The sequence below is a fragment of the Chondromyces crocatus genome, assembly GCF_001189295.1.
Classification (GTDB): domain Bacteria; phylum Myxococcota_A; class Polyangia; order Polyangiales; family Polyangiaceae; genus Chondromyces; species Chondromyces crocatus.
In genome coordinates this window covers 10,020,488-10,047,106 of record NZ_CP012159.1, presented here as the reverse complement: position 1 = coordinate 10,047,106, position 26,619 = coordinate 10,020,488, and the positions used below count along the sequence as shown (strand labels likewise).

17 protein-coding genes are annotated in these 26,619 nt (G+C 67.7%); 11 read left to right on the top strand and 6 right to left on the bottom strand.

From position 1 onward, the window contains the following. Positions 1 to 156: 156 nt before the first annotated feature. Positions 157 to 1,503, bottom strand: coding sequence for an asparagine--tRNA ligase (asnS, locus tag CMC5_RS36330; RefSeq protein WP_050434702.1), 1,347 nt, complete (start codon positions 1,501 to 1,503; stop codon positions 157 to 159). Between the two features lie 62 nt (positions 1,504 to 1,565). On the opposite strand from asnS, the gene CMC5_RS36325 reads away from it, so the two are divergent. Both CMC5_RS36325 and CMC5_RS36320 read left to right on the top strand, forming a co-directional pair. Next, entirely contained in the window at positions 1,566 to 2,390 is an 825-nt protein-coding gene (locus CMC5_RS36325; protein WP_245678029.1) for a PDZ domain-containing protein, read from the top strand. 9 nt (positions 2,391 to 2,399) lie between these two features. Then, complete coding sequence (locus CMC5_RS36320) at positions 2,400 to 2,912, top strand: TrmH family RNA methyltransferase (protein ID WP_050434700.1); 513 nt, start codon at positions 2,400 to 2,402, stop codon at positions 2,910 to 2,912. Between the two features lie 212 nt (positions 2,913 to 3,124). Here CMC5_RS36320 and groL read toward each other — a convergent pair whose 3' ends face one another. The 3 genes from groL to CMC5_RS36300 form a co-directional block, all read right to left on the bottom strand. Then, positions 3,125 to 4,753 (bottom strand): chaperonin GroEL, encoded by a 1,629-nt coding sequence (groL, locus tag CMC5_RS36315; RefSeq protein ID WP_050434699.1) that lies wholly within the window; start codon positions 4,751 to 4,753, stop codon positions 3,125 to 3,127. Between the two features lie 38 nt (positions 4,754 to 4,791). Then, positions 4,792 to 5,082 (bottom strand): co-chaperone GroES, encoded by a 291-nt coding sequence (gene groES, locus CMC5_RS36310; protein WP_050434698.1) that lies wholly within the window; start codon positions 5,080 to 5,082, stop codon positions 4,792 to 4,794. A 916-nt stretch (positions 5,083 to 5,998) separates the two neighbouring features. After that, positions 5,999 to 7,000 (bottom strand): NAD-dependent epimerase/dehydratase family protein, encoded by a 1,002-nt coding sequence (locus CMC5_RS36300; RefSeq protein ID WP_050434696.1) that lies wholly within the window; start codon positions 6,998 to 7,000, stop codon positions 5,999 to 6,001. On the opposite strand from CMC5_RS36300, the gene CMC5_RS48150 reads away from it, so the two are divergent. The 9 genes from CMC5_RS48150 (at position 6,933) to CMC5_RS36255 (ending at position 21,574) form a co-directional block, all read left to right on the top strand. Continuing rightward, positions 6,933 to 8,558 (top strand): response regulator, encoded by a 1,626-nt coding sequence (locus CMC5_RS48150; RefSeq protein ID WP_342673912.1) that lies wholly within the window; start codon positions 6,933 to 6,935, stop codon positions 8,556 to 8,558. The two genes, CMC5_RS36300 and CMC5_RS48150, sit on opposite strands and share 68 nt — an antisense overlap. 228 nt (positions 8,559 to 8,786) lie before the next feature. Next, positions 8,787 to 10,754, top strand: a complete 1,968-nt coding sequence (locus CMC5_RS36290) for a hypothetical protein (protein ID WP_050434695.1) — start codon at positions 8,787 to 8,789, stop codon at positions 10,752 to 10,754. A 64-nt stretch (positions 10,755 to 10,818) separates the two neighbouring features. After that, positions 10,819 to 11,826: an AAA family ATPase gene (locus CMC5_RS36285; protein WP_050434694.1), complete on the top strand. Its 1,008-nt coding sequence runs from the start codon at positions 10,819 to 10,821 to the stop codon at positions 11,824 to 11,826. Between the two features lie 15 nt (positions 11,827 to 11,841). Further along, the gene (locus CMC5_RS36280) at positions 11,842 to 12,789 is read left to right on the top strand and encodes a DUF58 domain-containing protein (RefSeq protein ID WP_050434693.1); all 948 of its coding nucleotides are present in this window, start codon (positions 11,842 to 11,844) and stop codon (positions 12,787 to 12,789) included. Positions 12,790 to 12,810: 21 nt separating this feature from the next. Next, entirely contained in the window at positions 12,811 to 14,700 is a 1,890-nt protein-coding gene (locus CMC5_RS36275) for a vWA domain-containing protein (protein WP_245678025.1), read from the top strand. An 8-nt stretch (positions 14,701 to 14,708) separates the two neighbouring features. Further along, positions 14,709 to 17,516, top strand: a complete 2,808-nt coding sequence (locus CMC5_RS36270) for a VWA domain-containing protein (protein WP_245678024.1) — start codon at positions 14,709 to 14,711, stop codon at positions 17,514 to 17,516. 153 nt (positions 17,517 to 17,669) lie between these two features. Next, the gene (locus CMC5_RS36265; protein WP_245678023.1) at positions 17,670 to 18,752 is read left to right on the top strand and encodes a homocysteine S-methyltransferase family protein; all 1,083 of its coding nucleotides are present in this window, start codon (positions 17,670 to 17,672) and stop codon (positions 18,750 to 18,752) included. Positions 18,753 to 18,814: 62 nt separating this feature from the next. After that, positions 18,815 to 20,188, top strand: a complete 1,374-nt coding sequence (locus CMC5_RS36260) for a glutamate--cysteine ligase (protein WP_063796409.1) — start codon at positions 18,815 to 18,817, stop codon at positions 20,186 to 20,188. A 66-nt stretch (positions 20,189 to 20,254) separates the two neighbouring features. Further along, positions 20,255 to 21,574 carry a hemolysin family protein gene (locus CMC5_RS36255; protein ID WP_050434689.1) on the top strand — a complete coding sequence of 440 codons (1,320 nt, stop codon included), beginning with the start codon at positions 20,255 to 20,257 and terminating at the stop codon, positions 21,572 to 21,574. A 3-nt stretch (positions 21,575 to 21,577) separates the two neighbouring features. Here the strand turns inward: CMC5_RS36255 and CMC5_RS36250 are convergent, their stop codons facing one another. Then, positions 21,578 to 22,324: a hypothetical protein gene (locus CMC5_RS36250; RefSeq protein WP_050434688.1), complete on the bottom strand. Its 747-nt coding sequence runs from the start codon at positions 22,322 to 22,324 to the stop codon at positions 21,578 to 21,580. Positions 22,325 to 24,592: 2,268 nt separating this feature from the next. Beyond that, the gene (locus tag CMC5_RS36240; protein ID WP_050434686.1) at positions 24,593 to 26,584 is read right to left on the bottom strand and encodes a HEAT repeat domain-containing protein; all 1,992 of its coding nucleotides are present in this window, start codon (positions 26,582 to 26,584) and stop codon (positions 24,593 to 24,595) included. Positions 26,585 to 26,619 lie beyond the last annotated feature (35 nt).

The following is a 26,619-nucleotide window of genomic DNA, read 5'->3' as shown; positions in this document are numbered from 1 at the left end:
TCGGTGGGGGGCGGGAGGTGAGTGGGTGAGAAACTCCAGCGGTCAGGTGAGAAGAGTCCGCTCCTGACCATCTTTTTGGACGCGCCAGAGCCAGTGTGCAACCGCTCCGAGGCCAAAGCAAAAAGGAAGCCCTGGCCTCGGGCGACGCGCAGCGCGTCAGGGCGCCAGCCGGTTGAGCATCCGTGGGAACGGTATCGTCTCTCTCACGTGGGGCAGGCCGCAAAGCCAAGCAACCGTCCGCTCTACCCCCAGCCCGAAGCCTGCGTGAGGGAACGTCCCGTACCGTCGCAGGTCGAGGTACCACTCGAACGCCTCGCGAGGCAGCTTGTGCGCTTCGATGCCCCGCTCCACCGTGGTCAGGTCGTCCTCGCGCTGACCGCCGCCGATGACCTCGCCGTATCCCTCGGGCGCCAGCACGTCGACGCACAGCGCCAACCGCGCGTCCTCGGGATCTCGCTTCATGTAGAAGGCCTTCACCTGGGCCGGGTAGCGGTGGATCATGACCGGACGATCGTACCGGCTCGAGATCACCGTCTCGTCCTCGGCGCCGAGATCTTCTCCCCACGGGAAGTCAGGCGTCGACTCGGCGTCGGGCTCGCCGGACGTCCGCTTCGCCGCCCGCGCCTCGTTGAGGATGGCGACGGCCTCGTCGTAGCGGATGCGGGGGAACGGCTTCTTGATCGCCTCGAGCTTGCTCACGTCCCGCTCCAGGATGGCCAGCTCTGGACGGCGGTGTTCGAGCACCCGCTCCACGATGAAGCAAATGAAGTCCTCGGCGAGGTCCATGTCTCCCTGGAGATCGAGGAAGGCCACCTCGGGCTCGACCATCCAGAACTCCGACAGGTGCCGCCGCGTCTTCGACTTCTCGGCGCGGAACGTCGGCCCGAAGCAGTACGCCTTCCCGAACGCCGCGGCGGCCGCCTCCATGTAGAGCTGCCCTGACTGCGTCAGGTACGCCTTGTCGCCGTGGTAGTCCGTCTCGAAGAGCGTGCTCGTCCCTTCACACGCGTTGGGCGTGAAGATCGGTGCGTCCACCAGCGTGAACCCTCGCCCGTCGAAGAAGTCGCGGATCGCCTGGATGATCGTGTGACGCACCCGCACGATCGCGTGCTGACGACGCGACCGGAGCCAGAGGTGCCGGTGGTCCATCAGGAAGTCGGTCCCGTGCTCCTTCGGCGAGATGGGATACTCGCCCACCGTCGGCGCGATCACCTGGAAGTCCTTCACTGCGACCTCGAAGACGCCCGGGCGCTTGGGGTGCGCCTTCACCTCACCCCGGATCTCGATCGAGCTCTCCTGAGCGACACGATCGGCCGAAGCGAAGAGCTCCTCGCTGACGTCGTTCTTCCCCATCACGCACTGGACCGAGCCAGCGCCGTCACGCAGCTCCAGGAAGTGGACCTTGCCGCTGGAGCGCCGGTTGTACAGCCAGCCGCGGAGGGTGACCTGCTGGCCAACATGCTCTGACAAAGCGCTGGTGTCGATCGCGGGAGCATCCTGCATGGCCCGCGAATAGCACGGATTTGTTGCGGACGATGCGCGCACCGGCCAAAAATGGGCGCACCGTGCTTCTCACCAGAACCGTCCGCGAGCGGCTGTCCCTCGCTTCGCTCCTCTCTCTCTTTCTGCTCAGCGCTTCTGGCTGCCCGGCGATCTATCCAGAGCTGGGTACACGCCTCAGGGAGCCCGCCCCCGGACAGGTCCTCGAGCCACCTCCCCCGGAGAACCTCCGGTTCATCAAGTTCGTCTCCGGCACCGTCCCGGAGCGCACCCGTGACGGCCGGACCTGGAGCCGCGGCAAGGGCGGAGAGCCCGACCCGTACGCGCGCCTGCTCGTCAACGGCAAGGAAGTCCTCCGCACCCACATCCAGTCGAACACCTTCACCCCGACCTGGCCGGGCAGCCCCTCGGGCAACTTCGTGATCGAGCGGGAAGCGCGCCTGCGCGTCGAGATGTGGGACTCGAACGCTTTCAACGACAAGCCCATCGGCATCCGCGAGCTCCGCCCCTCCGAAGACCAGCGCGCGCAGGGCCGGCTCAACCTCGACCTCGAGGGCGGGGGACAGATCGAGCTCGCCTTCGAGCCTGCCCACGCCCGGATCGGCCTCGGCCTTTGGTACGAGCTGCGCACCAGCTCCATCTACATCACCCGCACCGCGCCGAGCGGCCCGGCGGAGCGCGTCGGCATCAAGGTCGGCGACCAGATCCTCGCCATCGGTGGCCGCGAAGTCCGCCGCATGTCCACCAACGAGATACGCAGCGCCTTCAACGGCGTCCCCATCACCGGCGTCGTCCTCCTGGTGCAGCACCCAACCGGCACGACCGAGACGGTGACCGTCACCGAAGGGCCGATCTACCCGACCTTCGATCAGACCGAAGCGCTGGAGTAACCCTGCACCGTGAAGGTCACCCCCTTCGGCCTCACCACCGCCGAGATCCGCGACGAGCTCGCCCCGCTGCGCAGCGACTTCTCCATCGCCATCTGCCGCGCCAAGAACCCCTTCAACATCGGCGCGATCATCCGCACCGCGCACTCGTTTCTCGCGCGGGAGATCATCCTGATCGGCAGCGAGCCGTATTACGAGCGCGCCGCCATGGGCATGCAGAAGTACGAGAACATCGTCGAGCACCCGGACGAGGACTCGTTCCTCTCCGCCATCGAGGGCCGCCACCTCATCGGCGTGGAGCGCGACCACGCCAAGCAGACGCTATGGGAAGCGTCCTTTCCCTCTGGCCTGGTCTTCCTGCTCGGCAGCGAGAACGACGGCATCCCGCCGGCGCTGCTGGCGGCCTGCCACGACGTCATCGCCATCCCCATGTACGGCATCAACCACTCGTACCCCGTGGCGATCGCTGCGGGCATGGTGATGTGCGAGTGGGCCCGGCGGAACGATCCTCGCGGCGGGGGCTGAGCGCGCTCCACGCACTCACTCCAGATCGCAGCGCCATCGCCATCGGCTCGCAGCGCTCACTGTGGTCGCAGTGTGCGCCGATGTGCCGGCGCACCAACAAGCCGATGTGCCGGCGCACCAACAAGCCGATGTGCCAGCGCACCAACAAAAAGAAAGAGGGGACCGCCGTGGCGATCCCCTCTCTACGTCATCGCTGACGAGTCAGCCGACGATCAGAAGTCGTGGCTGTGGCCGCCGTGGCCACCAGCTGCCGGCGCCTTCTCGTCCTTCGGCCGCTCGGCGATGAGCGCCTCGGTGGTCAGCATCAGGCTGGCGACGCTCGCCGCGTTCTGCAGTGCGGAGCGCACGACCTTCACCGGGTCGATGACGCCCATGGCCAGCAGGTCGCCGTACTCGCCGGTCGCCGCGTTGTAGCCGAACGAGTCTTTCCCCTCGCGGACCTTCTGGACCACGATCGAGCCTTCCTCGCCCGCGTTGGTGGTGATCTGGCGGAGGGGCTCCTCGATCGCGCGGCGGATGATGTTCACCCCGAACCGCTGCTCGTCGGTGAGCTTGATGCCCTCGAGCGAGGTCTGAGCGCGGATGAGCGCCACGCCGCCGCCGGCCACGATGCCCTCTTCGACGGCAGCGCGGGTCGCGTGCAGCGCGTCCTCGACGCGTGCCTTCTTCTCCTTCATCTCGGTCTCGGTCGCGGCGCCGACCTTGACCACCGCCACGCCGCCCACGAGCTTGGCGAGGCGCTCCTGCAGCTTCTCGCGATCGTAGTCGCTGGTGGTGTTCTCGATCTGAGCGCGGATCTCCTGCTGGCGAGCCTTGAGCTTCTCCTTCTTGCCAGCGCCGCCCACGATCGTGGTGTTGTCCTTGTCGATCAGGACGGTCTTGGCCTTGCCGAGATCGCTGATGGTGACGTTCTCGAGCTTGAGGCCGAGCTCCTCCGCGATCACCTGGCCGTCGGTCAGGATCGCGATGTCCTTCAGCATCTCCTTGCGGCGATCACCGAAGCCGGGGGCCTTCACGGCCGCGCAGTGCAGCGTGCCGCGGAGCTTGTTCACGACCAGCGTCGCGAGCGCCTCGCCCTCGATGTCCTCGGCGATGATGAGGAGCTGCTTCTGGCTCTTCGCAATCGCCTCGAGGACCGGGAGGAGGTCCTTCATGTTGGAGATCTTCTTCTCCGAGATGAGGATGAAGCAGTCCTCCATCACCGTCTTCATGGCCTCGGGATCGGTCACGAAGTAGGGGCTGAGGTAGCCACGGTCGAACTGCATGCCCTCGACCACGTCGAGCGTCGTCTCGGCGCTCTTCGCCTCCTCGACCGTGATCACGCCTTCCTTGCCGACCTTCTCCATCGCGTCGGCGAGGAGCTTGCCGATCGTCTCGTCGCCGTTGGCGCTGATCGTGCCGACCTGCGCGATCTCCTTCGCGTCCTTGGTCTGCTTGGAGACACTCTTCAGGTGCTCGACGATCGCGGCCACGGCCTTGTCGATGCCGCGCTTGATCTCCATCGGGTTGTGCCCGGCGGCGACGAGCTTGGAGCCCTCGCGGTAGATCGCCTGAGCGAGCACGGTGGCGGTCGTGGTGCCGTCGCCCGCGATGTCGCTGGTCTTCGACGCGACCTCGCGCACCATCTGCGCGCCCATGTTCTCGAAGCGGTTCTCGAGTTCGATCTCCTTGGCGACGGTGACGCCGTCCTTGGTGACCGTGGGCGAGCCGAAGCTCTTCTCGATGACCACGTTACGGCCCTTGGGGCCGAGGGTGACCTTGACCGCGTCAGCCAGCGCGTTCACGCCAGCGAGGATCAAGCTGCGAGCCGACTCGTTGTAGAAAATTTCCTTGGCAGCCATTGTCGTTCTCTCCTGCTAGTCCTTGTCGGTCGCGTGGATCACTGCTCGAGGACGCCGAGGATGTCGTCCTCGCGGAGGATCAGGTGCTCCTCGCCTTCGACCTTCACCTCGGTGCCCGAGTACTTGCCGAAGAGGACGCGGTCGCCCTCCTTCAGGTCGAGCTTCCGAGTCGAGCCGTCCTCGAGGACCTTGCCGTTACCGACGGCCACGACGGTGCCCTCGATCGGCTTCTCCTTGGCGGAGTCGGGGATGATGATGCCCCCCTTGGTCTTCTCTTCTTCCTTGATGCGCTTGACGATCACGCGGTCCTGGAGCGGACGGATCTTCATGATAGGAACCCTCCGGGGACGACGATCCCGACGTCTCCCCAAATGTCTGGACGAGGTGGTCGCCCATCGGCCGGAGTGCTCCGGCGGACATGACGCCTCGTTGTGACTACGTTCTGAGTGGGCTGCTAGCACTCGTCATGGGCGAGTGCTAGCGAGCGCCGGCAACTTAGTCAGTGGAGGGGGGCTGTCAAGCGGAGCCCCCTGCGGATTTCTGACGGATCCGACAAGTTACCGAAATCGCAAAGGTTTCCTGCCATCCTGGACCGCTCCGAGGGACATCTTCCCGCGAGCCGGAGCGTGGTTCGCTCCTCGAGGGAAGGAGGGGGGTGGCCAGGATGGCGGCAGGGGCCCCGAGGACGGGACGGGCTTTCCTCATGGGGTGAGGGGAGCGGGCCCCTTCGCTTGGGGTCGGGGAGCCACCTGCGGAGAGGGAGCCATCCGAGGGGTCGTGAGGCGCAGGGAACCGACGATCGGAACGCTCCGAGGGGTCGTGAGGCGCAGGGAACCGACGATCGGAACGCTCCGAGGTCTCGTCGAGCGCAGGAAACCGACGGTCGGAACGCTCCGAGGTCTCGTCGAGCGCAGGAAACCGACGGTCGGAACGCTCCGAGGTCTCGTCGAGCGCAGGAAACCGACGGTCGAAACGTTCCGAGGACTCGTCGAGTGCAGGAAACCGACGGTCGGAACGCTCCGAGGACTCGTCGAGCGCAGGAAACCGACGGTCGAAACGTTCCGAGGACTCGTCGAGCGCAGGAAACCGACGGTCGAAACGTTCCGAGGACTCGTCGAGCGCAGGAAACCGACGGTCGGAACGCTCCGAGGTCTCGTCGAGCACAGGGAATGGCGAGCGGATCGTTTCGGGGAGTCGTGGAGCGGGGTGGGACTGGTGAGGGGCCGGAGGGAGGCGCGCTCGGGATCAGGCCATGCCCTGGGCGCGGAACCAGGTGACGGCGCGCTCGATCGAGGTGCGAAGGGGCGTGCAGGGGAGGTCGAGTTCTCGACGCGCCTTGGAGGCGTCGAAGTAGGCGGCGCGCTGGATGTACTGGATGCTGCGGTAGGTCGCCTGGGGCTCGGTGTGGCTCACGTGGTCGGCCCACAGCTCCATCGCGAGCGCGGCGCCACGGCCCGCCCACCCAGGGATGCGCAGCCGAGGCGCGGGGACGCCAGCCACCTCCTCGACGAGGCGCGCCAGCTCGATGAAGCTCACGTTGTGGTTGGCGAGGATGTACCGCTCGCCGATGCGGCCGCGCGTCTCTGCGGTGAGGTGTCCGACCGCGACGTCGTCCACGTCGATGGCGGCGATGCCTCCGGCGCCCAGGGCGGGCGTCTCGTGACGGAGGAGCGACAGCAGGAACCTGCCGGTGGGCGTGGGGCCGATGTCGCCAGCGCCGAAGGGGAAGCCGGGGTTCACCACGACCAGGGGCAGGCCAGCTTCGGCGAAGCTCAGCGCGATGCGCTCGGAGAGGTGCTTGGTGAGCACGTAGTCGCTGGCGATGGTGTGGAGGTTCCAGGCCACGGTTTCGTCGCTCGGCTCACCATCGTCGCGGAGGCCGATCGCTGCGATCGAAGAAGTGAACACCACGCGGGGAATGCGGGCTGCACGCGCAGCGTTCAGCGCGGTCGTGGTGCCCTCGACGTTGACCCGGTACAGCGGGCGCGGGTCGGGCATCCACGTCTTGTAGACGGCGGCGAGGTGATGAAAGGCTGCGCAGCCGTCGAGGGCTCGGGCCATTCCCACGTGATCGCATACATCCACGGGAACCAGCTCGATCTGGTGCGGAGGGAGTCCGTCCAGGTTTCGCGTGCTCGTGCCTGGCTCGACCAGGGCTCGCACCGCGCGACCACCCTCGATGATTTTCCTGACGAGCGCCGAGCCGATGAAACCAGACGCTCCGCTGACGGCGACGATCTCGCTCATTCATCGAGCATATCGCCTTGATGTAGCGCCGAACGCGCGCTCTTCACGCTCGCCGTTCGGGTCCTGCCCGGTGACCTGCGCAGGCTCACCCCGGCATCGATGGGGAATCGTCCCTCTTGACCGAGCCGCCGCCACGTACTCTCATCCGCCCATCATGTCTGCTGCGAGCACCGCGCCGCTTCGCGTACTGGTAGCCGAGGACGAGCCGGCAATGCTGAGCCTCGTTTCTCGTCACCTCAAGAACATGGGCTTCTCAGTCGTGGAAGCCTCCGAGGGAGACGTCGCATGGAGATTGGCGCAGGAGCACCTGCCCGATCTCATCCTGCTCGACGTGATGATGCCTGGAATGAGTGGGTGGGAGGTCTGCAGGCGGATCAAGGGGGAGGCCGGCGAGGGCAAACCCTTCGCCCGGACCGGCGTCATCATGCTGACCGGGATCGGCGAGAACCTGAACGAGATGACCTCGCCCCTCTTCTCGGCGGACGCTTGGCTGAACAAGCCGTTCGAGTTCGCCGATCTGGACGATCGGGTGCGGGAAACCCTGCGCCGATACAACAAGGAGCCTGGGACCTCGGGCATCGACGAGGGCCAAGACGCCGAGGAGCAAGACGTGGAGGACCAAGACGTGGAGGACCAAGACATCGAGGACCGTGACGACGGAGACCTGGACACCGAGGATCGCGAAGGCGAGGATTCGGCAGTCGAGGACGACGGCGGCACGGACCAAGGCGCCGAGGACGAGGCGGAATCGGACCGAGACGACGATGCCCGTGACGAGGGCGGAGACGACGAGGACGACGATGCCGAAGACCAAGGCGACGAGGACGACGACGTCGAGGACCAAGACGACGAGGACGACGTCGACGATGAGGACGACGGGGGCGGAGACGACGAGGACGACGACGCCGAGGAAGATCGCGGCGGCGACGACGACGACGTCGAGGCCAACGGCGACGAAGCCCAAGACGCTGACGAAGCGGACGAAGAGTCCGACGCAGAGGGATCCATGGAGAGCGATTCAGAGCCCAAGACGGCCAGGCGCCGGGCATCGAAGAAGGCTGGCGCGGCGAAGCGCCGGGTGACGAAGAAGGCAGCTCCCGCGAAGCGCGGCGCTGCGAAGAAGACGACGGCAAAGCGCGGTGCTGCCAAGAAGACCGGCGCTGCGAAGAAGACGACGGCGAAGCGCGGCGCTGCGAAGAAGACGACGGCGAAGCGCGGTGCTGCCAAGAAGACCGGCGCTGCGAAGAAGACGACGGCAAAGCGCGGCGCTGCGAAGAAGACGACGGCGAAGCGCGGTGCTGCGAAGAAGACGACGGCGAAGCGCGGCGCTGCGAAGAAGACGACGGCGAAGCGCGGCGCTGCCAAGACGACGGCGAAGCGTGGCGCTGCCAAGAAGACTGGCAGGAAGGCCACGAAGACGACGGCCGCGAAGCGCACCACCCGGGCCACCAAGAAGGCACCCGCGCGCAAGGCGACGGGCGCCAGGAACGCCTCGACGAGGGCGTCGGGCCGGAAGCCTGCCGCTCGACGGACCGCGAAGAAGCGCTCCAGGGGGTAAGGCTCCGCCCCCGGGGGGCCCGCCATCGGGAATAGCACCGCACCGCAGGGCGTAAGGTCTCTGCAGACAGCGCGTTCATCCGAGGAACTTTCGGGCATGACGCGCGTCAGCAGGTACAATGGCGCCCTGTTCGTGCGTCGAGGTGTCCTTTCCTGGCGGGCTTCGTGTGGCAACCCCGCCATGCAACTCCCCCAGAAACGGGCGATCCCGCCCGGATAGCCGAGCATCGTGAGCGATTCCCGCATCAAGCACCTGGGTCGTATTCATCGCGCCGCACGGCTGGTCGAGCTGAGGCTGCGCCTCGCTCGGGCGCTCCAGGCGCTCCCGCCGGTGTCGACCGCCGCGTTCGCCCTGGCCGCCGGGGCGCTCGCCGCCAGGAAGGTGATGCCGTCGCTGCTCTCCGAGCAGCGTACCTGGCAGATCCTGATTGGCGCGGCGGCGCTGGTGGTGATCGTGGTGGTCGTGTCGATGCTGCGTCGGCTGCCACCTCGGGCGGGGACGATGCGGCTCGATCGGCATCACGACCTGCATGATCGGTTGACGAACGCCGTGGCCTTCGAGGCCCTCCCGGAAGCGAAGCGGACGCCGCTGATGGATGCGGCGATCGACGACGCCTGTGCCCTCTCCACGACCCTCCGGCCTGCCAAGGCCGCGCCGCTGCCGCTCCCGGAGCACCTCTGGGCGCCTGCGCTCGCCGGGGTGGGGTTGCTCGGGGTGGCGCTGCTGGAGGTGCGGATCCCGCGCCGGGAGATGCCGGTCGCGCAGACCATCGACGCGCTGACCATGGCGCCTGACGATCTGGAGCTGTTCCGCGACGCTGCGCGTGCGCTGGACCGGCAGGATCAGAGCCCCGAGACGAAGGCCGCCGTGGAGCGGTTCAACCAGCTCATCGACGACATCGCCAACAAGCGGCTCGACCGCACCGAGGCCTTCCGACGGATGGAAGCGCTGGAGCGCGAGCTGCTCAAGGGCGCCGAGGCGGACCTCAAGGCCCTCGAAGAGGAGCTGCGCGAGACGGGGATCGATCTCAAGAAGAGCGACCTCGCGAAGCAGGTCGGCGAGTCGCTGGAGAAGAACGATCTCGAGAAGGCGAAGAAGGATCTCAAGGATCTCGCCGAGCGCCTCCGCGACAAGAAGAAGCCCGACAAGGCGGAGCTGGAGCGGCTCCAGAAGGCGCTCGAGCGCGCGGCGGCGCGGCGCAAGGAGGCGATGCAGGCGCTGAACGAGAAGCGCGCCGAGGCCCAGGAGCAGCTCCTCAAGCAGAAGCAGAAGCCGAAGAGTGAGGACGCCCAGAAGCGGGAAGAAGAAGAGCGGCTGCTCAAGAAGAAAGAGCGCGAGCTGGAACGCCTCGACCGCGAGGCCGAGCAGAAGGAGCGGACCGGAAGGCAGCTCGATCGGCTCGACCGGGAACTCTCCAAAGCTGCGCAGGATCTGATGCGTGAGCTCGGGATGTCGGCCGACGATCTCGAGCAGGCTGCCGAGGACCTGAACCGTCTCCAGGAAGAGGAGATGTCCCAGAAGGAGAAGGAGGAGCTTCGTCAGCGGCTCGAAGAGCTGCGGGAGCTGCTTCGTCAGCAGGGGCAAGGCGGCAAGCAGCGCATGACGCGGATGATGCGCTTCGGGAAGCGAGCCCGCGGCGGGAGCGGTCAGCAAGGGCAGGGGCAGGACCAGCAAGGGCAGGGGCAGCAGGGCGAGGGGCAGGACGGCGAGGAAGGCGAGGACGGGCAAGAGGGGCAGAACGGCCAGCAGGGGCAAGGCCAGGGGCAGGGCCGCAAGCCGGGTGAGGGGCAGGTCTGGGTGCTCGGGCCTGGGGGGAAGAAGATCTTGATGCCCGGTGGGCAAGGCCAGGGTCAGCCTGGCGGCGAAGGCCAAGGGCAGCAGGGTGGTGGCGAAGGGAACCAGCCCGGGGGAAAGGGCGCAGGGACGGGGCGAGGGCCTGAAGTCGCGGGCAAGCGCACCGATCCCAAGATGGGGACGCAGGACGTGCAGGCGCAGGGCGTCGACACGCAGCAGGGCCCGTCGAACAGCGAGGTGATCCTCAGCGCCGCGGAGCGTGGCTTCAAGGGCGGGCCCTACAAGAAGGTGTTCACGCAGTACAAGACCGTCGCGGAAGAGCAGATCAACAAGGAGCAGATCCCCGACGGCTATCGGTTCTACGTGAACCGTTACTTCCAGCTCATCAGGCCGCGCGAGTAGCGGTAGCCCGCTCGCGAGCGCGCTTTAGCGAGGACCGCGCAGGCGGATCCGGAAGCAGGACATCATGGCCGAGAAGACGAAAGAGGGAGCGCGGGCCGAGGTGGGGGACTTCCAGCGGAGCATCGGAGAGCTCCGCGAGGAGGTCGGCAAGGTCATCGTCGGGAACCGGGAGATCATCGACGGGGTGCTCACCTGCATGCTCGCAGGTTCGCACGCGCTGCTCGAAGGTGTGCCCGGGCTCGGGAAGACGATGCTGGTGCGCACGGTCGCCGAGGCGCTGGAGCTTCAGTTTTCCCGTATCCAGTTCACCCCCGACATGATGCCGGCCGACATCATCGGCACGACGCTGATCGAGGAAGGCGCCGGCGGGCAGCGGAACTTCTCGTTCCGCAAGGGGCCGCTGTTCGCGAACATCGTGCTCGCCGACGAGGTGAACCGCGCGACGCCGAAGACGCAGAGCGCGCTGCTGGAGGCGATGCAGGAGCACCGGGTGACGATCGCGCGGCAGAGCCACACGCTGGAGCAGCCGTTCTTCGTGCTCGCGACGCAGAACCCGCTGGAGAGCGAGGGGACGTATCCGCTGCCGGAGGCGCAGCTGGATCGCTTCTTCTTCAAGCTGCACGTGGCCTTCCCGGGGCGAGAGGAGCTGAACGCGATCCTGGAGCGAACGACGGGTGCGGAGACGCCGACGGTGCAGCCGGTGCTCAACCGGGCGCGGATCCTGGAGATGCAGCGCCTGGTGCGCGAGGTGCCCGCGTCGAAGCACGTGCAGGACTACGTGGTGCGGCTGCTGCAGGCGACGCACCCGACGGTGGACGACAGCTCGGGGACGGTGAAGCGCTTCGTGAAGTTCGGTGCCTCGCCACGTGGTGCGCAGGCGCTGCTGCTCGCGTCGAAGATCCGGGCGCTGTTCGAGGGGCGGTTCGCGCCGTCGATCGATGACGTGAAGGCGAGCGCGCTGCCGGCGCTGCGTCACCGCGTGCTGCTCAACTTCGAGGGCGAGGCGGAAGGCATCAAGACGGACGAGGTGCTGCAGGAGATCCTGAAGCAGCTCCCCGAGAGCACCAAGTAACGGTCCCGCGCGGCCATGGGTCTGCTCGACGTTTTCAAGAAGGCCACGGCGCCGCTGGCGCGGAAGGGCGCGTCGGTCAACGTCGACGACGACCTCTTCGACGACGAGTTTCAGCGGAAGCTCGACTACCTGGCGATGGTGAGCCGCCGCGTCTTCTCGGGGGCGATGCGCGCAGAGCGCCGCACCAAGAAGACCGGCTCCGGCGTGGAGTTCGCCGATCACCGCGATTACGCGCCGGGTGACGACATTCGTTACCTCGACTGGGCGGCGTACCAGCGTTTCGATCGGCTGCTGATCCGGCTGTACGAGGAAGAAGAAGATCTGGCGATCTACTTCATCCTCGACACCTCGGCGTCGATGGCGTTCGGCGACGGGGAGAAGCTGCGGCACGCGAAGCGCCTGTGCGCGGCGCTGGCGTACGTGGGGCTCGCGAACCTCGATCGGATCACGGTGGTCACCGCGACCGATGAGATCAGCGGGCGGATGCCGTCGACGCGCGGCAAGGCGAGGATCTTCCGGATCTTTCGCTTCCTGCGCGGCGCGGGCGCCGAGGGTGAGACGGATCTCGGCGAGGCGATGAAGACGTTCGTGGCCCAGCACAAGCGGCGGGGCCTGGCGGTGATCGTGAGCGATCTGTACGACCCGGCCGGGTTCGAGCGCGGGATCAACGTGCTCCGGTACAACAAGTTCGAGCCCTTCGTGCTGCACGTGGTCGATCCGCGTGAGGCCCGGCCGGATCTGCGCGGCGACGTGCGGGTGTACGACTGCGAGACGGGGGAGGAGCGCGAGGTGACGGTGACCGCGAAGGTGCTGGAGCGCTACGGCCAGGCTTACGAGGAGTACCTGGAAGAGGTGCAGCGCTTCTGCACGGGGCGGCAGGTGAGCTACTTCCGCGCCGACGTGTCCGTGCCCTTCGACGAGCTGATCCTGCGCGTGTTCCGGCGCGGCGGGTTCCTGCGGTAAAGGACGATGCACCTCACCGGTTTGCCTCTCGCGACCCTGCTGCAGATCGGCGCCCTCGCCGGCGCGCTCGTGGTGGCGTTCTACATCCTCAAGCTCAAGCGGCGGCCCGTCCCGGTCCCGTTCTCGCGGATCTGGGAGCGCATCCTCCGCGACAAGGAGGCGACGAGCCTCTTCTCTCAGCTCAAGCGCTTCCTGTCGCTGCTCCTCCAGCTCGCGCTGCTCGCGCTCCTGCTGTTCGCGCTCGGTGATCCGCGCACGGCGGCGAACACGATCGAGGGGCGGAACATCGTGGTGCTCATCGACGCGAGCGCCAGCATGAAGGCGTCGGACGTGCCTGCCTCCCGCATCGACGTGGCGAAGGAGGAGGTGAAGAAGATGGTCCGCGGTCTGTCCGGTAGCGATCGCATGCTGATCGCGCAGATGGACGCCGCGGTGACGCCGCTGTCGACGCTGACGAGCGAGGTCTCCGATCTGGAGGCTGCGGTCGCCGAGGTGAAGGCGACGGACGCGACGGCGGATTTCGCTCGCGCGCTGCGGTTCGCGACGGACACACTGCGGGGGATGTCGTCGCCCGAGATCATCGTGGTGAGTGATGGCGCGCTGGGGGAGGCGTCGGACGCCGCGGGGCCCGTGGAGCTGGGGGAGACGAAGCTCGCGTTCGTGCCGGTGGGCAAGGGCGGTCGTAACGCGGCGATCACGCAGTTCTCGGTGCGGCGCTACCCGCTCGACAAGAGCCGCTACGAGGTGATGCTCGAGGTGACCAACACCAGCGACGAGGCGCTGGATCTGGAGCTGAGCCTCTTCGGTGACGGTCAGCTCACGGATCTGACGCGGCTCAAGCTGCAGCCGCAGGAGAGGCTGCCTCGGTTCTATCCGAACCTGTCGGGCGCTTCGCGCACGCTGGAGGCGAAGCTCGCGCTCGCCGACGGGGGGGCGGACGATCTTCCCGCCGACGACAGGGCGTACGCGCTCTTGCCGGAGCGGAGGCGCGCGCGGGTGCAGGTGGTGTCGACGGGGAACATGTACCTGGAGGCGGCGCTGCTGCTCGACGAGTACCTCGACGTCACCGTCATCGATCCGCAGCGATACCCGGGAAACGGCAACTTCGATGTGACGATCTTCGATGGTGTGACCCCGAACGTGGCGCCAGGGAGCGGGAGCTTGCTCTACCTGAACCCGACGGGCACGAACGTGCCGTTCGAGGTGAGCAAGGAGATCGAGGACACCGACGCGAACTACCGTCTGGGTTTCGACGAGCTGGACGCGAAGCATCCCATCGTGCGGTACACGGCGCTGAGCGATGTGAACATCGCGCGTGCTCGCGTGCTCAAGGGAGAGAAGGAAGACAAGGTCATCGGCAGCAGCTACAAGGGGCCGCTGCTGATCCAGGGGCGTCGTGCGGGAGTGAAGTTCGTCGCGCTCGGGTTCGATGTGCGAGAGAGCGATCTGCCGCTCCGCATCTCGTGGCCGCTCATGCTCCTCAACACGATCAACGACTTCGTCGAGGAGGACACGGGCTACGTCTCGTCGTTCCGCACCGGGTTGGTGTGGCACATCCCGGCACCCTCGAATGCCGAGTCAGGGATGCTGGAGCTGCCGGACGGAACGAAGCGGTCGGTGCCGATCAAGGAAGGGCGGGCGGTGTTCCTCGGGCAACAGGCGGGGTTCTACACGCTGGCGGTCGGTGAGCCAGGGGCCGAAGAGAAGAGCATGTTCGCCGCGAACCTCTCGTCGCCGACGGAGAGTTCGATCACGCCGGTGCCAGAGCTGAAGGTCCAGGGGCGCACGGCGGGCGAGGTGGGGGAGTTCAAGATCGGCGTGCGGCGCGAGATCTGGGTGTACCTGCTCGCGGCGGTGCTGCTGATGACGGCGATCGAGTGGCTGACCTATCACAGGAGGGTGACGGTGTGAGCGCGTTCATGAGCCGTCGCTTCCGGATCATCGCGTGGACGATCACCTGCGTCGCCCTCGCGGGGTTGCTCTTCTGGGCGTACCGAAGGTACGTGCTGCTGCACCCCGATCCCACGCTCACGTGGGAGCGGAGCGGGGTGAAGTACGAGCTTTTGAATCCGCGGATGCTCGGCGCCGTCCTCCTGGCGCCGTGGTTCGTGGCGGTGCTGGGGGCGTCGCTCGCAGATCTGCCGTGGCAGCAGCGCATCCTGTCGGTGTTCTTGCGGATCGCGTTCGTGGCGCTCATCGCGCTCGGTCTCTCGCGGCTGGCGCGCACGGCGACGACGGAGAAGGTGGCGACGGTGTACCTCGTCGACGTCTCCGACTCGGTGACCGAGGAGTCGCTCGTGGATGCGCGGGCGGCGCTCGCACGCGCGTACGCGGAGAAGCCCGAGGACGCGGTGATCAAGGTGATCACGTTCGCGCGCAGGCCGCGTCTGGTGGAGCATGCAGAGGCGACGGAGGACGCAGAGAAGCAGCTGCCGCCGATCGCGCGTCATGTCGACGCGAGCGGTGCGCAGGCGGACCTCGGTGCAGGGTCGAACCTGCAGGCGGCGCTTCAGCTCGCGTACGGTCTGTATCCGCCCGGGTATTTGAAGCGTGCGGTGCTGCTGTCGGATGGCGTGCAGACCGACGGCGATGTGATCGCGGAGGCGAACCGGGCGCGCGACTTCGGGGTGCGACTTCACACGATCCCGTACCGGAGGCCGGCTCCGCCCGAGGTGGCGCTGCGCGATCTGCGGATGCCGGACCGGGTGAAGGTGGGGGAGACCTTCGAGATCCACGCGGACATCTACGCGAGCCGGGCGACGACGGCGCGAGCGAAGCTCAAGCAGGGCGAGATGCTGAATGGCCTGGAGGGCGTGAAGCAGCTCGAGCTGAAGGCGGGCCCGAACGACGTGGTGTTCAAGAGCGTCGTGCGCGTCGCGGGTCAGGTGACGTACGCGCTCGATCTGGAGGACATCAAGGACGACACGTTCAAGGAGAACAACCGCTGGGCGACGACGATCGATGTGCCCGGTCGTCCTGCGGTGCTCTACGTCGAGGGGACGCCGCAGCATGCGGGGCCGCTGTCGAGCGCGCTCACGGCGCAGCAGCTGGATGTCGACGTGCGTCCGCCGGCCGGGTTCCCGGGGTCGATCAAGGAGCTGGAGCGCTATGACTTTCTGATCGTCTCCGACACGCCGAAGGAGGCGATGAGTCTTCAGGCGCAGGAGCTGATCGAGACGTATGTGCGGGATCTCGGCGGAGGCTTCCTCTTCGCAGGAGGCGAGAGCGGCTACGGGCTCGGCGGGTGGTACCGCACGACGATGGAGCGGATCCTGCCGGTCCGGATGGACAACGAGCGCAAGAAGGAGATGCCGAGCGTGGCGTTGTCGCTGGTCATCGATCGCTCGGGGTCGATGACCGGCCTGCCGCTGGAGATGGCGAAGGCCGCAGCCAAGGCGACGGCGGGGGTGCTGGGCTCCGATGATCTGATCGAGGTGGTCGCGTTCGACACGTCACCGACGCGCTACGTGAAGATGCAGCCGGCGCGCAACCGGTCGCGCATCGTCGGCGAGATTGCGCGCATCCAGCCTGGTGGCGGGACGGAGATCTTCTCTGCGCTCGACGCGGCCTACCAGGACATGACGGTCACCCAGGCGCGGAAGAAGCACGTCATCCTGCTGACGGACGGCAAGGCACCCACGGGTGGCATCCGCGACCTCGTCTCGGCGATGACGGCCGAGTCGATCACGGTCACCACGGTGGGCCTCGGGAGCGATGTCGACGAGCAGCTCCTGAAAATGATCGCCGACACGAGTGGCGGGCGTTACCACGCGGTCGCGGACCCGAACAACCTGCCGCGCATCTTCACGAAGGAGACGGAGATGATCGCGCGCGCGGCCGCGGTCGAGGAATGGTTCCCGGTGACGCAGGTAGGGGACGCGGCGTTCCTGCGTGGCATCGACGTGCGCACGGCGCCGTACCTGCACGGCTATGTCTCAACGAAGATGAAACCGACGCCGGCGCAGGAGCTGTTGAGCAGCGATACGGGGGAGCCGATCCTGGCGCGCTGGAGGATCGGACTCGGGTGGACGCTGGCGTGGACCAGCGACGTGAAGGCGCGCTGGGCGGTCGAGTGGCTGCGCTGGCCAGGGTTCGAGCGGTTCTGGGGGCAGCTCGTCCACGAGCACATGCGGCAGAAGCACCGGCGTGAGCTGGACATGAAGGCGGAGATCGTCGGCGGCGAGCTGCGTGCTTCCGTCGATGCGTTCGCGGTCGATGAGCGGTTCGAGAACAACCTCAGCTCGAAGCTGAGCATCATCGGGCCGGAGCCCGGCGGAGAGACGCGTGTCGTCGACATGCGGCAGACGGCGCCAGGGCGGTACGAGGTGGCGGTGCCGCTCGAGAAGTTCGGCTCGTTCTTGCTGCGCGCGGAGCACATGCGCGAGGCGGCCGACGGCTCGATGAAGCAAGCGGCGGTGAGCTACGGTCACGTGTCGAACCCGTACCCGCGCGAGTACGCGAGCTTCGAGCCGGACGTGCTCTCGCTGGAGAAGGCGGCGGCCGCGACGGGAGGGAGCGTCGATCCTGCAAGCGTGGCAGCGGTGTTCGATCCAGGTGGAGAGAAGGTCACCTTCCACGAGGAGCTGTGGCGTCGCTTCATCTACGCGGCCATCGTGGTGTTCCTGCTGGATCTGCTGGTGCGGCGGGTGCGGCTGTTCGACCGGAAATTTGTAGCACGGCGGGTGCGGACGGACGGCGCCGGCCGCAAAACGCGCCTGGCGTCGTGAGGTCCTGCGAGGAGGGGTGGGTCGGGTGATGTCCGGCGCGCTGCACCGGTCACGCCGGCCACCAGGCCCGACTTTCATCAGGTCCGGGCGTACGGACCGCTCGTCGGGTGGGGGGCCCTGCGCGGTCCGGGGCTCCGTGTGCACCATTTCGCGATGCGCGGGAGCCGTCTTGGGCTAGTTTCCCGAGTAGCTCAGGTGATCGGGGAGCCCGGACAAGCGACCAGCAGCGTCAGCGCGGACGAAGCGTCGGCCGTTCGTCCATCAAGCATGCGTCCGCTGTTGATGAGCTGTGATGCGCTGGCTGCGCTGCGTGCGCTCGGGGTCCGGCTCGACCCGGCTGCACCGCTGGGACGGTTGATCCGCGAGACACCGGAGGTGGTTCGCGACCTCTACGAGGCGCAGATCGAGGCCGGCGTCGACGTGCTCTGCGCGCTGACGTGGGGGACTGCGCCGCGGGCACTCGCGCCGATCGGCATGGCCTTTCGAGCTGCCGCGTTGACGGGGGCGGCCGTCGACCTCGCGCTGGAAGCGACCGCGACGGTCTCCCGGCGGGTGGCCGTTGCAGGGGTGCTCGGGCGTTTCCCGTCGAGCTTGTCGAGCGCCGAGGCGGAGCGACTCGCGGAAGATTACGCTACCCACGCCACGCGGATGGCCGCGGCCGGGTGTGAGATCTTGTTGGCATGCGGCTTCGACGCGAGTTCGGCGGTGCCGTCCGGGCTGGCGAAGCTGGCGCGACGTGCGGCCATGGTCAGCGCGAACGCGACCCAGCTGGCAACCTGGGTTCACCTCGAGCTCACGTCGGGCTACCGGACCGCGGATGGTGAGTCGCTGGAAGACGCCGTCAGGTCGGCGATCGAGGGTGGGGCGGACTCGATCGTGTTCGATGTGGACTCGGCCGAGCTTGCCATCGGCGCCATGGATCGGCTGAAGCACGTCCAGTACGACGGACAGATCGGTTTCTTGCTGAATGCATCGGTCGGGATGAAACAGCCGCTCGAAACGGTTTCGAACGCTCAGGGAGCTCATCCTGTGAGCCTCCCGGATGGGTCGGCTGGTTCGGCCTTGCTGAACGATCCGATCTCTCTCGAAGCGTGGGTTGCGGCCGCGATGCGGCTGATCGATGCGGGTGCGCGCATCGTTGGCGGTGGTCCTGGGACGACGGTGGAGCACCTCGCGTCGCTCTCGAAAGTCCTCCGCGAATCCCGGCGTGCGCCTGTCTGGCGACGAACGGTCTGAGCGGCGTACTTGCCCGAGAGGGACTACCAGCCGCACAAAGATGCACCAGAGCAAGGTTGAAGATGGCCGAAGGTAGCCTGGCGAGCGATTCCAATGAGCAGGTCCTGAGCTCGCGGGACGAACTCCTCACTCCGTTCTTCGAGGCGATGAAGCCCGAGGAATTTCACCGGATCGGTGCAGAAGCAGAAAAGTTCGGCGTAGATTCGACGACGGGAGCAGCGCTCCCGTACGACGGCGCGCGCAGCGTCGTCACGGTGCTCGAGGCTCTGATCGAGCGGCACGGCTGGTCGCCGGAGCCCGAGGTGCCTGGTGGTCCGCTGCTCGCGCTCCACCGCGGTGGCGCGTCGGTGACCCTGGAGCCGGGAGGGCAGCTCGAGCTGTCCGGTGCTCCGCTGGAAAACGTTCACCAGATCTGTCTGGAGATGAGCGGCCACCTGGCCGAGCTGCGCGACATCTCGGCCGAGCTGAACCTGATCTGGTTGGGGATCGGGTTCCATCCGCTCGCACGGCAAGAGGATCTCACCTGGGTGCCCAAGGGGCGCTATCCGATCATGCGCAGCTACCTGCCCACGCGAGGGCAGTACGGGCACGACATGATGCGCCGGACGTGTACCGTGCAGGCCAACTTCGACTACGCGAGCGAGGAGAAGGCCATGCGCGCCTTGCGGGTGTCGCTCCGCTTGTCGCCGCTGGTGACCGCGATGTTCGCGAACTCTCCCTTCTACGAGGGCAAGGCGTGGGGAGGCAGGAGCTACCGCGCGCGCGTGTGGCTCGACGTGGATCCTTCGCGGCAAGGGTTGATCCAGCGCGTGCTGGAGGGAGGACGAGGCTTCGTCGACTACGTCGAGTGGGCGCTCGATGCACCGATGTTCCTCATCAAGAGGGATGGGCACGTCATCGACAACACTAGCCAGACGTTCCGCCAGTTCATGGCTCAAGGCCACCGCGGCTACCGGGCGACGCGGACCGACTGGGAGACGCACCTCAACTCCATGTTCCCCGAGGTGCGCTTGAAGCGGACCATCGAGGTGCGTGGCGCCGACTCGCTGCCGACGAACCTCATCTGCGCGCTGCCCGCGCTCTGGGCGGGCATCCTGTACGACGAGCGTGCGCTCGATGCGGCCGACGCCTTCTCGGAGAGCTTCACGTACGACGAGCTGATGGCGCTCCGACCGGCGATCGCCGAGCAGGCGCTCACGGCGACCTTCCGAGGCGAGAAGCTCGCCGTGTACGCCGAGCGGTTGCTCGACATCGCGTCGGGGGGACTGGAGCGTCGGAATCGTCTGAACAAGAACGGGAAAGACGAGCGCGTGCACCTGGAGCGGCTCAGCTCTCTGGTCTCGCGTGGTCAGTCGCCCGCAGACGCTCTCCTCGAGCAGTTCGGCAGCGGTGGCCTCGACCCCAGGCGCCGTATCCTCGAGCTGGCCAAGATCTGACACGCTCCCGCCTCTGCGCCGCGAAGCCCCCGAGGTGACGCGGCGTCAGGGGAGAGCACCCCCGTCATGACGATCGTTTATCTCCTGGCCACCGCGCTCCTCGTGCTGTTGAACGCCTTCTTCGTCGCGTCGGAGTTCGCGATCGTGAAGATGCGTCCGACGCGGCTGGAGCAGCTGGTGCGCGAAGGGAATGCGCGTGCGCGGCTGGCCCTGCGCATCTCGCAGCGACTCGACGCGTATCTCTCGGCAAACCAGCTGGGCATCACCCTCGCCTCTCTGGGTCTCGGCTGGCTCGGCGAGCCGGCCATCGCGCACCTCATCGAGCCGTTCCTGGAGCCGCTCGGGAGCTGGTCCGGCATCGGTGCGCACGGAATTGCGATCGCGATCTCGTTCATCGTGATCACCGCGCTGCACACCGTGATCGGAGAGCTGGCGCCGAAGTCGCTCGCCATCCAGCGAACCGAGCAAGTCACCCTGTTCGCTGCCTGGCCGCTGCACGGCTTCTTCCTCTTCGCCTGGCCGATCATCTGGGTTCTGAACTCACTGGCGAATGCATTCGTCCGCCTCCTCGGGCTCCAGCCTGCGAAGGAGGAAGAGATCGCGCACACCTCCGAGGAGTTGCGGTTGTTGCTCACGCGGAGCCCCGCAGGCCTCGATCCGGCGCTCCGCAGCATGCTGGTCCGGATCTTCGATCTGCGTCGTCGTACGGCGCGTAACGTGATGTCGCTGCGCACGGACGCGGCCACGTTGCGCGGGAACATGACGATCGACGAGGCGGTCAAGCTTGCCGGGGACGCGGGCTACTCGCGCTACCCGGTGCTCGACGAGACGGGCAAGACGGTGCTCGGTTACCTGCACCTGCGCGATCTGTTCGACGTGCTGAGCGGGCGGCGCCGCGCGTCGCGCGTGGCGGAGCTGTTGCGGAAGCCCATCTTCGCGCGAGAGAACACCACCGTGGAGCGGCTGCGTCTGGAGATGCAGGCGCGCCAGGTCCCCGTGGCGATCATCACCTCGGCCACGGGGGAGTTCATCGGTCTCGTCACGATGGAGGATCTGCTCGAGGAGATCGTCGGCGAGATCCGTGACGAGAATGACGAGGAGGTGCCGCCGATCCACCGGCGGGGTGGTGGCATCGTCGATGTCGATGGGCGGGTGCTCCTGGCCGATCTGGAGAGGGATGCGCACATCGTGCTGCTGCCCGAGATGAAGAGCGTGGAGACGGTCGGCGGGTACATGATCGCGCGCCTTGAGCACCCTCCGGAGGCCGGGGAGCGCGTCGAGTGTGATGGGTACACGCTGGTGGCGATCGACGTCGCGGGGCGCCGAGTGCGCCGGGTGCGCATCGTGCCGACCGAAGCAGAGGCAGCGCCGCCGCCCAAGGAGTGACGTTCAGCGACGCGACAGGGGGGGCTCACAGCGGATCAACGCACCGGTACGGCGGGCATCCTGCTCGACTTGCTGCATCGCCTCGAGGAGGCGCTTCTGGCTCGGCAAGGGGACGTCGGGGTGGGCCGCGTCGAGCCGCAGGCGTTCCCGCAGTTCGAGCTGGGTGTCGTAGGTCTTCTGGAGCTCGCGCGCGTGCTGGTCGCGATCGCCGCTCGCGGTGGCGTCGACCTTTCGCTCCCGCTCGGACAGCTCGGCAGACAGCGTGGCGGCGTCCCGGGGGGGGGCATACTGGTAAAGCCCCTGGCAGCGGTCGGCGCGCGGGCCGAGGAGCACGTGCGCTTGACGCTCTGCGGCGCGCTCCCGCGTCTCTGCCTTCGGCCCGACGAACGCGATCCGATAGCCTCGGACCTCGACATCGGAGGCCATCACGAACCCTGGTCCTTCGGCGTCGGCCTCGCGGGGAAGTGTCGTCCTGGCCAGGGCTTCCTCGACGCACGCGGCGAGCGCTCGCCCTTGTGCGTCATCCGGTTCGACGCTGCGGGTACGGGCTCGGAGGATGCGGGATGTCTTCTTCTCGACCGTGAAATCCAGGCTGGCGGTGTAGTCGCTCTGGAAGCCGTCGGTCTCGATTTGCTTCTCCCAGCACGCGACGACGAGCGGGAGATGTGCTGGCTGGGCGGCGGAGACCAGGCGGTCCGTGAGCGCTTGCTTGCTGACGCACCCTGCGGTGAACACGACCAGGAGCGTCATGACGCGCTGCCTCATCGCGTGACTCCAGTGGAAGGTCGTGCGGGCGCACCTGCTGGCATGGTGCTTCCGGAGGCAGAGGGAGTTCCGGGGGGCGCGAGGATGCTGGCCTTCAGGGCGCTGTAGTCCGGGTAAAGCCGTGTCCCCCCGCGTACGCCAAGGTAGCGAACCGTGGTTGCCGGCTGCTCGGGGTCGCGGGTTTCTTTCATGACCAGCGTGTGTCCGCAGCCGAGCGGAAAGACGGTCACGGCGGCCAAGAGCACCCATCTCGTGCGCTTCGGCACTGCGGCTCGACGCTGGTTGAGCCCGCTTTTCACGCCGTTCGGTGCGCTCGCGTCGGTGGACGCGTGTGTCTTCGAGGGCAGACGCGGAGAGGGCAAATTGCGGGGTTTTTGACCCGTGGAGTGACCTCTCGTCGTGAGGGTAGAGGAACCCATCCTCTGCTTTGTATCAGGATCCTTGCCCGATGGAACGCCGCGGGCACAGTCGCTCGACTGACGCGAAGAGCGCGCTTCCTGATACAAACTTCGCGTGAGCGGTACTAGGCTCGGGCCTTCCGTGGAAACGCTCGCCGACCGAATCTCGCGCGATGGACCGCTCAACGAGCTCGACGCGGTGGGCTGGGCGATCCGTCTCGCGAAGCGCGTCGAGGCGCTGCATGCGCTGGGCGTGGCCCACGGCAGCATCTCGCCAGCCTGTGTCGTCACCAGCGCGGTCGACCGCTCATCGAAGGGGATACTCGTCGATGTACGTAGGATCCCTGGGCGGCTCGCGTATCAGTCGCCCGAGCGCTCTGCTGGAGGCGATCTCTCTGTCGTGGACGACGTGTGGGCCATCGCCGCCACGCTCTACGAGATGCTCACCGCGACCTCGGCGTTCGGTGGCGCGAATGATGTGGAGACCAGGCAGCGCCTCGCTGCCGCTTCGCCGGCACCCCTCGCCGTGTTCGACGTCGGGGATGACGATCTCCAGCACATCCTCGACAGCGCCTTCCAGCGAGAACCCGAGCATCGCATTCGCAATGCAGCTTCGCTGCGGCGCGCCCTGGAGGAATGGCATCCGGACATGACCGTACGCTCGCTGGGACCGCTCGAAGACGAAGACGCCACCAACGACGAGGATGACGACGACGACGTCCGCACCGTGATGCGATCGACGGACGCGTCCGAGCACACGCGCGCTGGAGGGCACGGGGTGCGACCTGCTGCGGGGCAGCCCATGCAGCGTCCAGCCGCAGGTGTCCCTGCGGGGCATTTCGGTCAGCCCGCCGCGCCACCAGGGCAGCCCGGGGGGCTGCCGGCGTTCGGCGCTGCGCCTCACGCTCTCCCTCGCGTTGCGCAGCCCCTCGCGGACGACGACGACGACGACAGCGCCGCGACCGTGATGCGCGAGTACCCCGTGCAGCGGCTCCTGGAGAACAGCGGCCATGTGAACATCCCTGCGCCAGCGCCTTCGTCACGAGGTGGTGGGGGACCTGGGGCGGGCCCGTCCGCGGCGAGGCCGGGATTGCCATTGCCAGCGTCGGCGAGCGCGCACCTGGGGAGCACCGTCGCGCTCGACATGTCGGCTTCGCCGGGGATGCCTGATGCGCCGTGGGCGAGCCGCGGCGCGGGACTCTCTCCGATGCAGGGGCTCCCCGCCTCGTACGCGGAAGACGACGACGACGATGTGCGCACCGTCATGCGTGACGGGTCGCCCGATGCCTCGCTCGCTGCGGGCTTGCAGCGCGCGATGCCGGGGCTCGGTGCTTCGTCAGCGGCGACGGGTCACGCAAGTTTCGGTGCTGCGGCGGCGTTCGCGCCGTCTCCGCAGGGGGGCGGTGCGGGGGCATTCCCGGGCCCGGGCCCCGCTGCTGGTGGGGCCTTTCCGCGCTCGGCACCGTACGGCGCACCAGGGGGCTATGGAGGCGTGGCCCCCAACGCTTCACCGTCGCCTGGAGGGTACGGCGGGCCGACACCACAACTTGGAGGGTACGGCGGGCCGACACCACAACCTGGAGGGTACGGCGGGGTCGCGCCTGGGGGACCAGGGGCGGCAGGGGGCTCTCCTGGTGATCCCTCGAAGGGGGGAGGGCCACCGCCCGGCTTCGGTGGGCATGGTGGCGTGGGGTTCTCCGGAGGCGCAGCGCCTCCGGTGGGTTTCCCTGGCGCGATGCCTCCTCAGGGGGGCCTGCTCGGTCCGTCGCCGGTGGCGGGCTTCGGGCAGCATCCGCGCCCTGGCGAGACGGGCGTGGCTCCCTTTGCGGGAGGCGCGCCCTTCGCAGGTGGTGCTTCAGGTCCGGCCGCCGCGTCTCCGTTCGCTGCGCCCGGGGGTGGGTTCGTTCTTCCCGACCAACCGCCCGCGCGGGCGCCCTGGCGCAGCGTGTTGATCCTGATGCTCGTCGCCGTCGTGGTCGGGGCGGCGGTGGCGGCTCTCGCCCTGAACAGGCGAGCGGTTGGCGCTCTGCCTGGGGGCGCTTCGCGTCTCGCGGGCGTCGTCGATCTCTCTGGAGAAGACCTGGATCTGCGCCTCGAACCCGCCCATGTCGATCGATGTGAGCAGCCCGGCCTGAAGACCTGATCGCTCTGCGGCCGACTCGGTTCGCGCCGGCATTGGCGAGATCCACACGAGCCTGCCCCCAGGGGCGAGTACCCCCGCCACGCAGCGAATGAAGCGTTCCAGCATGTCGCCGAGGTCGGCTCGTCGATGCACGCGGCGTCCCATGGGCGGGTTGGTGATGATCAGCGTGGGTGCCTCACCATCCCCCCGTCCCTTTCCTGCGCGACCCCAGGGCAACCCGAACGAGAGCGCGTCGTACTCGAACAGCTCGAACCCTTGCGCGCTCGCCGCGTTCAGGTTTTTCCGCGCCACCGTGAGCGCGTCCGGATCGATGTCCGAGCCGATCAGGCGGCGATAGGGGCCGAGCTTCGCTCGCTCGCAGAGCTCGAGCCCCGAGCCGACGAACGGATCCCACACCACGTCGTCGGGTCGAGCCCCGGCGATCCGCGCCAGCGCTGCCGCGAGGGTCGGATGCGATGCTGCCGGCACGTCACCTTGCCGGTAAGCGAAGCGCGGATCCGGCACGCTCGGCGACAGCTCCACGCGCACCCGATCGTGCGACTCGTGAACATGGACCTCCCAGACGCTGTCGCGCGGATCGTTCACCAGATCGGGCGCGCGCGCTTGCACTGCCTGCGCGACCTTCCATGTCATCGCCCGCCGCTTGCCACCAGCCGCCCATGCCACCCGGTAACGAACCGGCCCCGAGGTGAGTCCGCGGAGTGCCGCGCCTGCCTCGCGCGAGAGCAACCGCTCTGCCACCGCGTCGGCCACGTCCTCGCCGGCCCGCAGCGCACGCGCCGGCAAGGCCAGCGCGAACGACAGCATCGTCCGGGCCTGGAACAGTGCCGACAGTGGCTTCGTCAGCGACAGCTCCACGCGTACGCCGCCGGGCGGGTCGTGTGCGACCTTCGGCATCTTCTCGCCGACGGTGGCGAGCTCTTCCTGGAGGATTCGCTCCAGTCCTGGTCGACAGCGCGCCGCAATCTTCATCGGACGCTCCGGCTTCACCTCGGCGCGGATCGACGATGCGCGCTCGCGCGACAGCGTCCGCTTCACCATCAGCGCGGCCCGCGAGCGCGCCGTGTCGACCTCTTGGTCCAGCGACAGCCCTTCGAGCAGCGCGAGCGCCTCGCGCCCGCCCACGCGACCCAGTGCCGAGAGCATCGCGCGCCGCGCATCCAGCGAGGTCTCCTGGCGCGCCGCCGCCAGCAGCGCCTCCTCCATCTCGCCAGGTGTGGGTCCCTCGCCGAGCTTTCCGAGGGCCACCGCAGAGAGCCGCCGCGTCCGCGCGTCCTCGTCGCGGAGCTGTGCGAGCAGGAACGCCCGGACCGCAGCAAGCGGCGCCGCCTCCGTGGATGTCGTGTGCATGTCGTTGGCCTGGCCTTCCTGAGCTTCACCTGCAGGCGCCACGGGCGTCGATGGGGTCGCTGCGCTGCTGGGGGGGGCAGCGTTCGGAGGCGCCTCGATCAGGGTCATCGCGATTCGACCGATCAACCGGATCAGCAGCGCGCGCTCTCGAGGCAGCGCATCGGCCGCTCGGGCGAGCGCAGCAGGCAAAGCAGCGGAGCCCACGCGGCGCAGCGCCTTCTCGGCGAGCTCACCGAGGCTCTCGTCACCTCTCGCGACGAGATCGAGCAACTCCGAAAAGTGACGCCGCCCGGGCGTGAAGCCAGGGTCGGTGAGTGCGCTGGCGAGCGCGGGGGCAGTGGCGGGGGCAATCATCTGATCCTTTCGTCCCGGCGAGGGCCCGCTAGGAT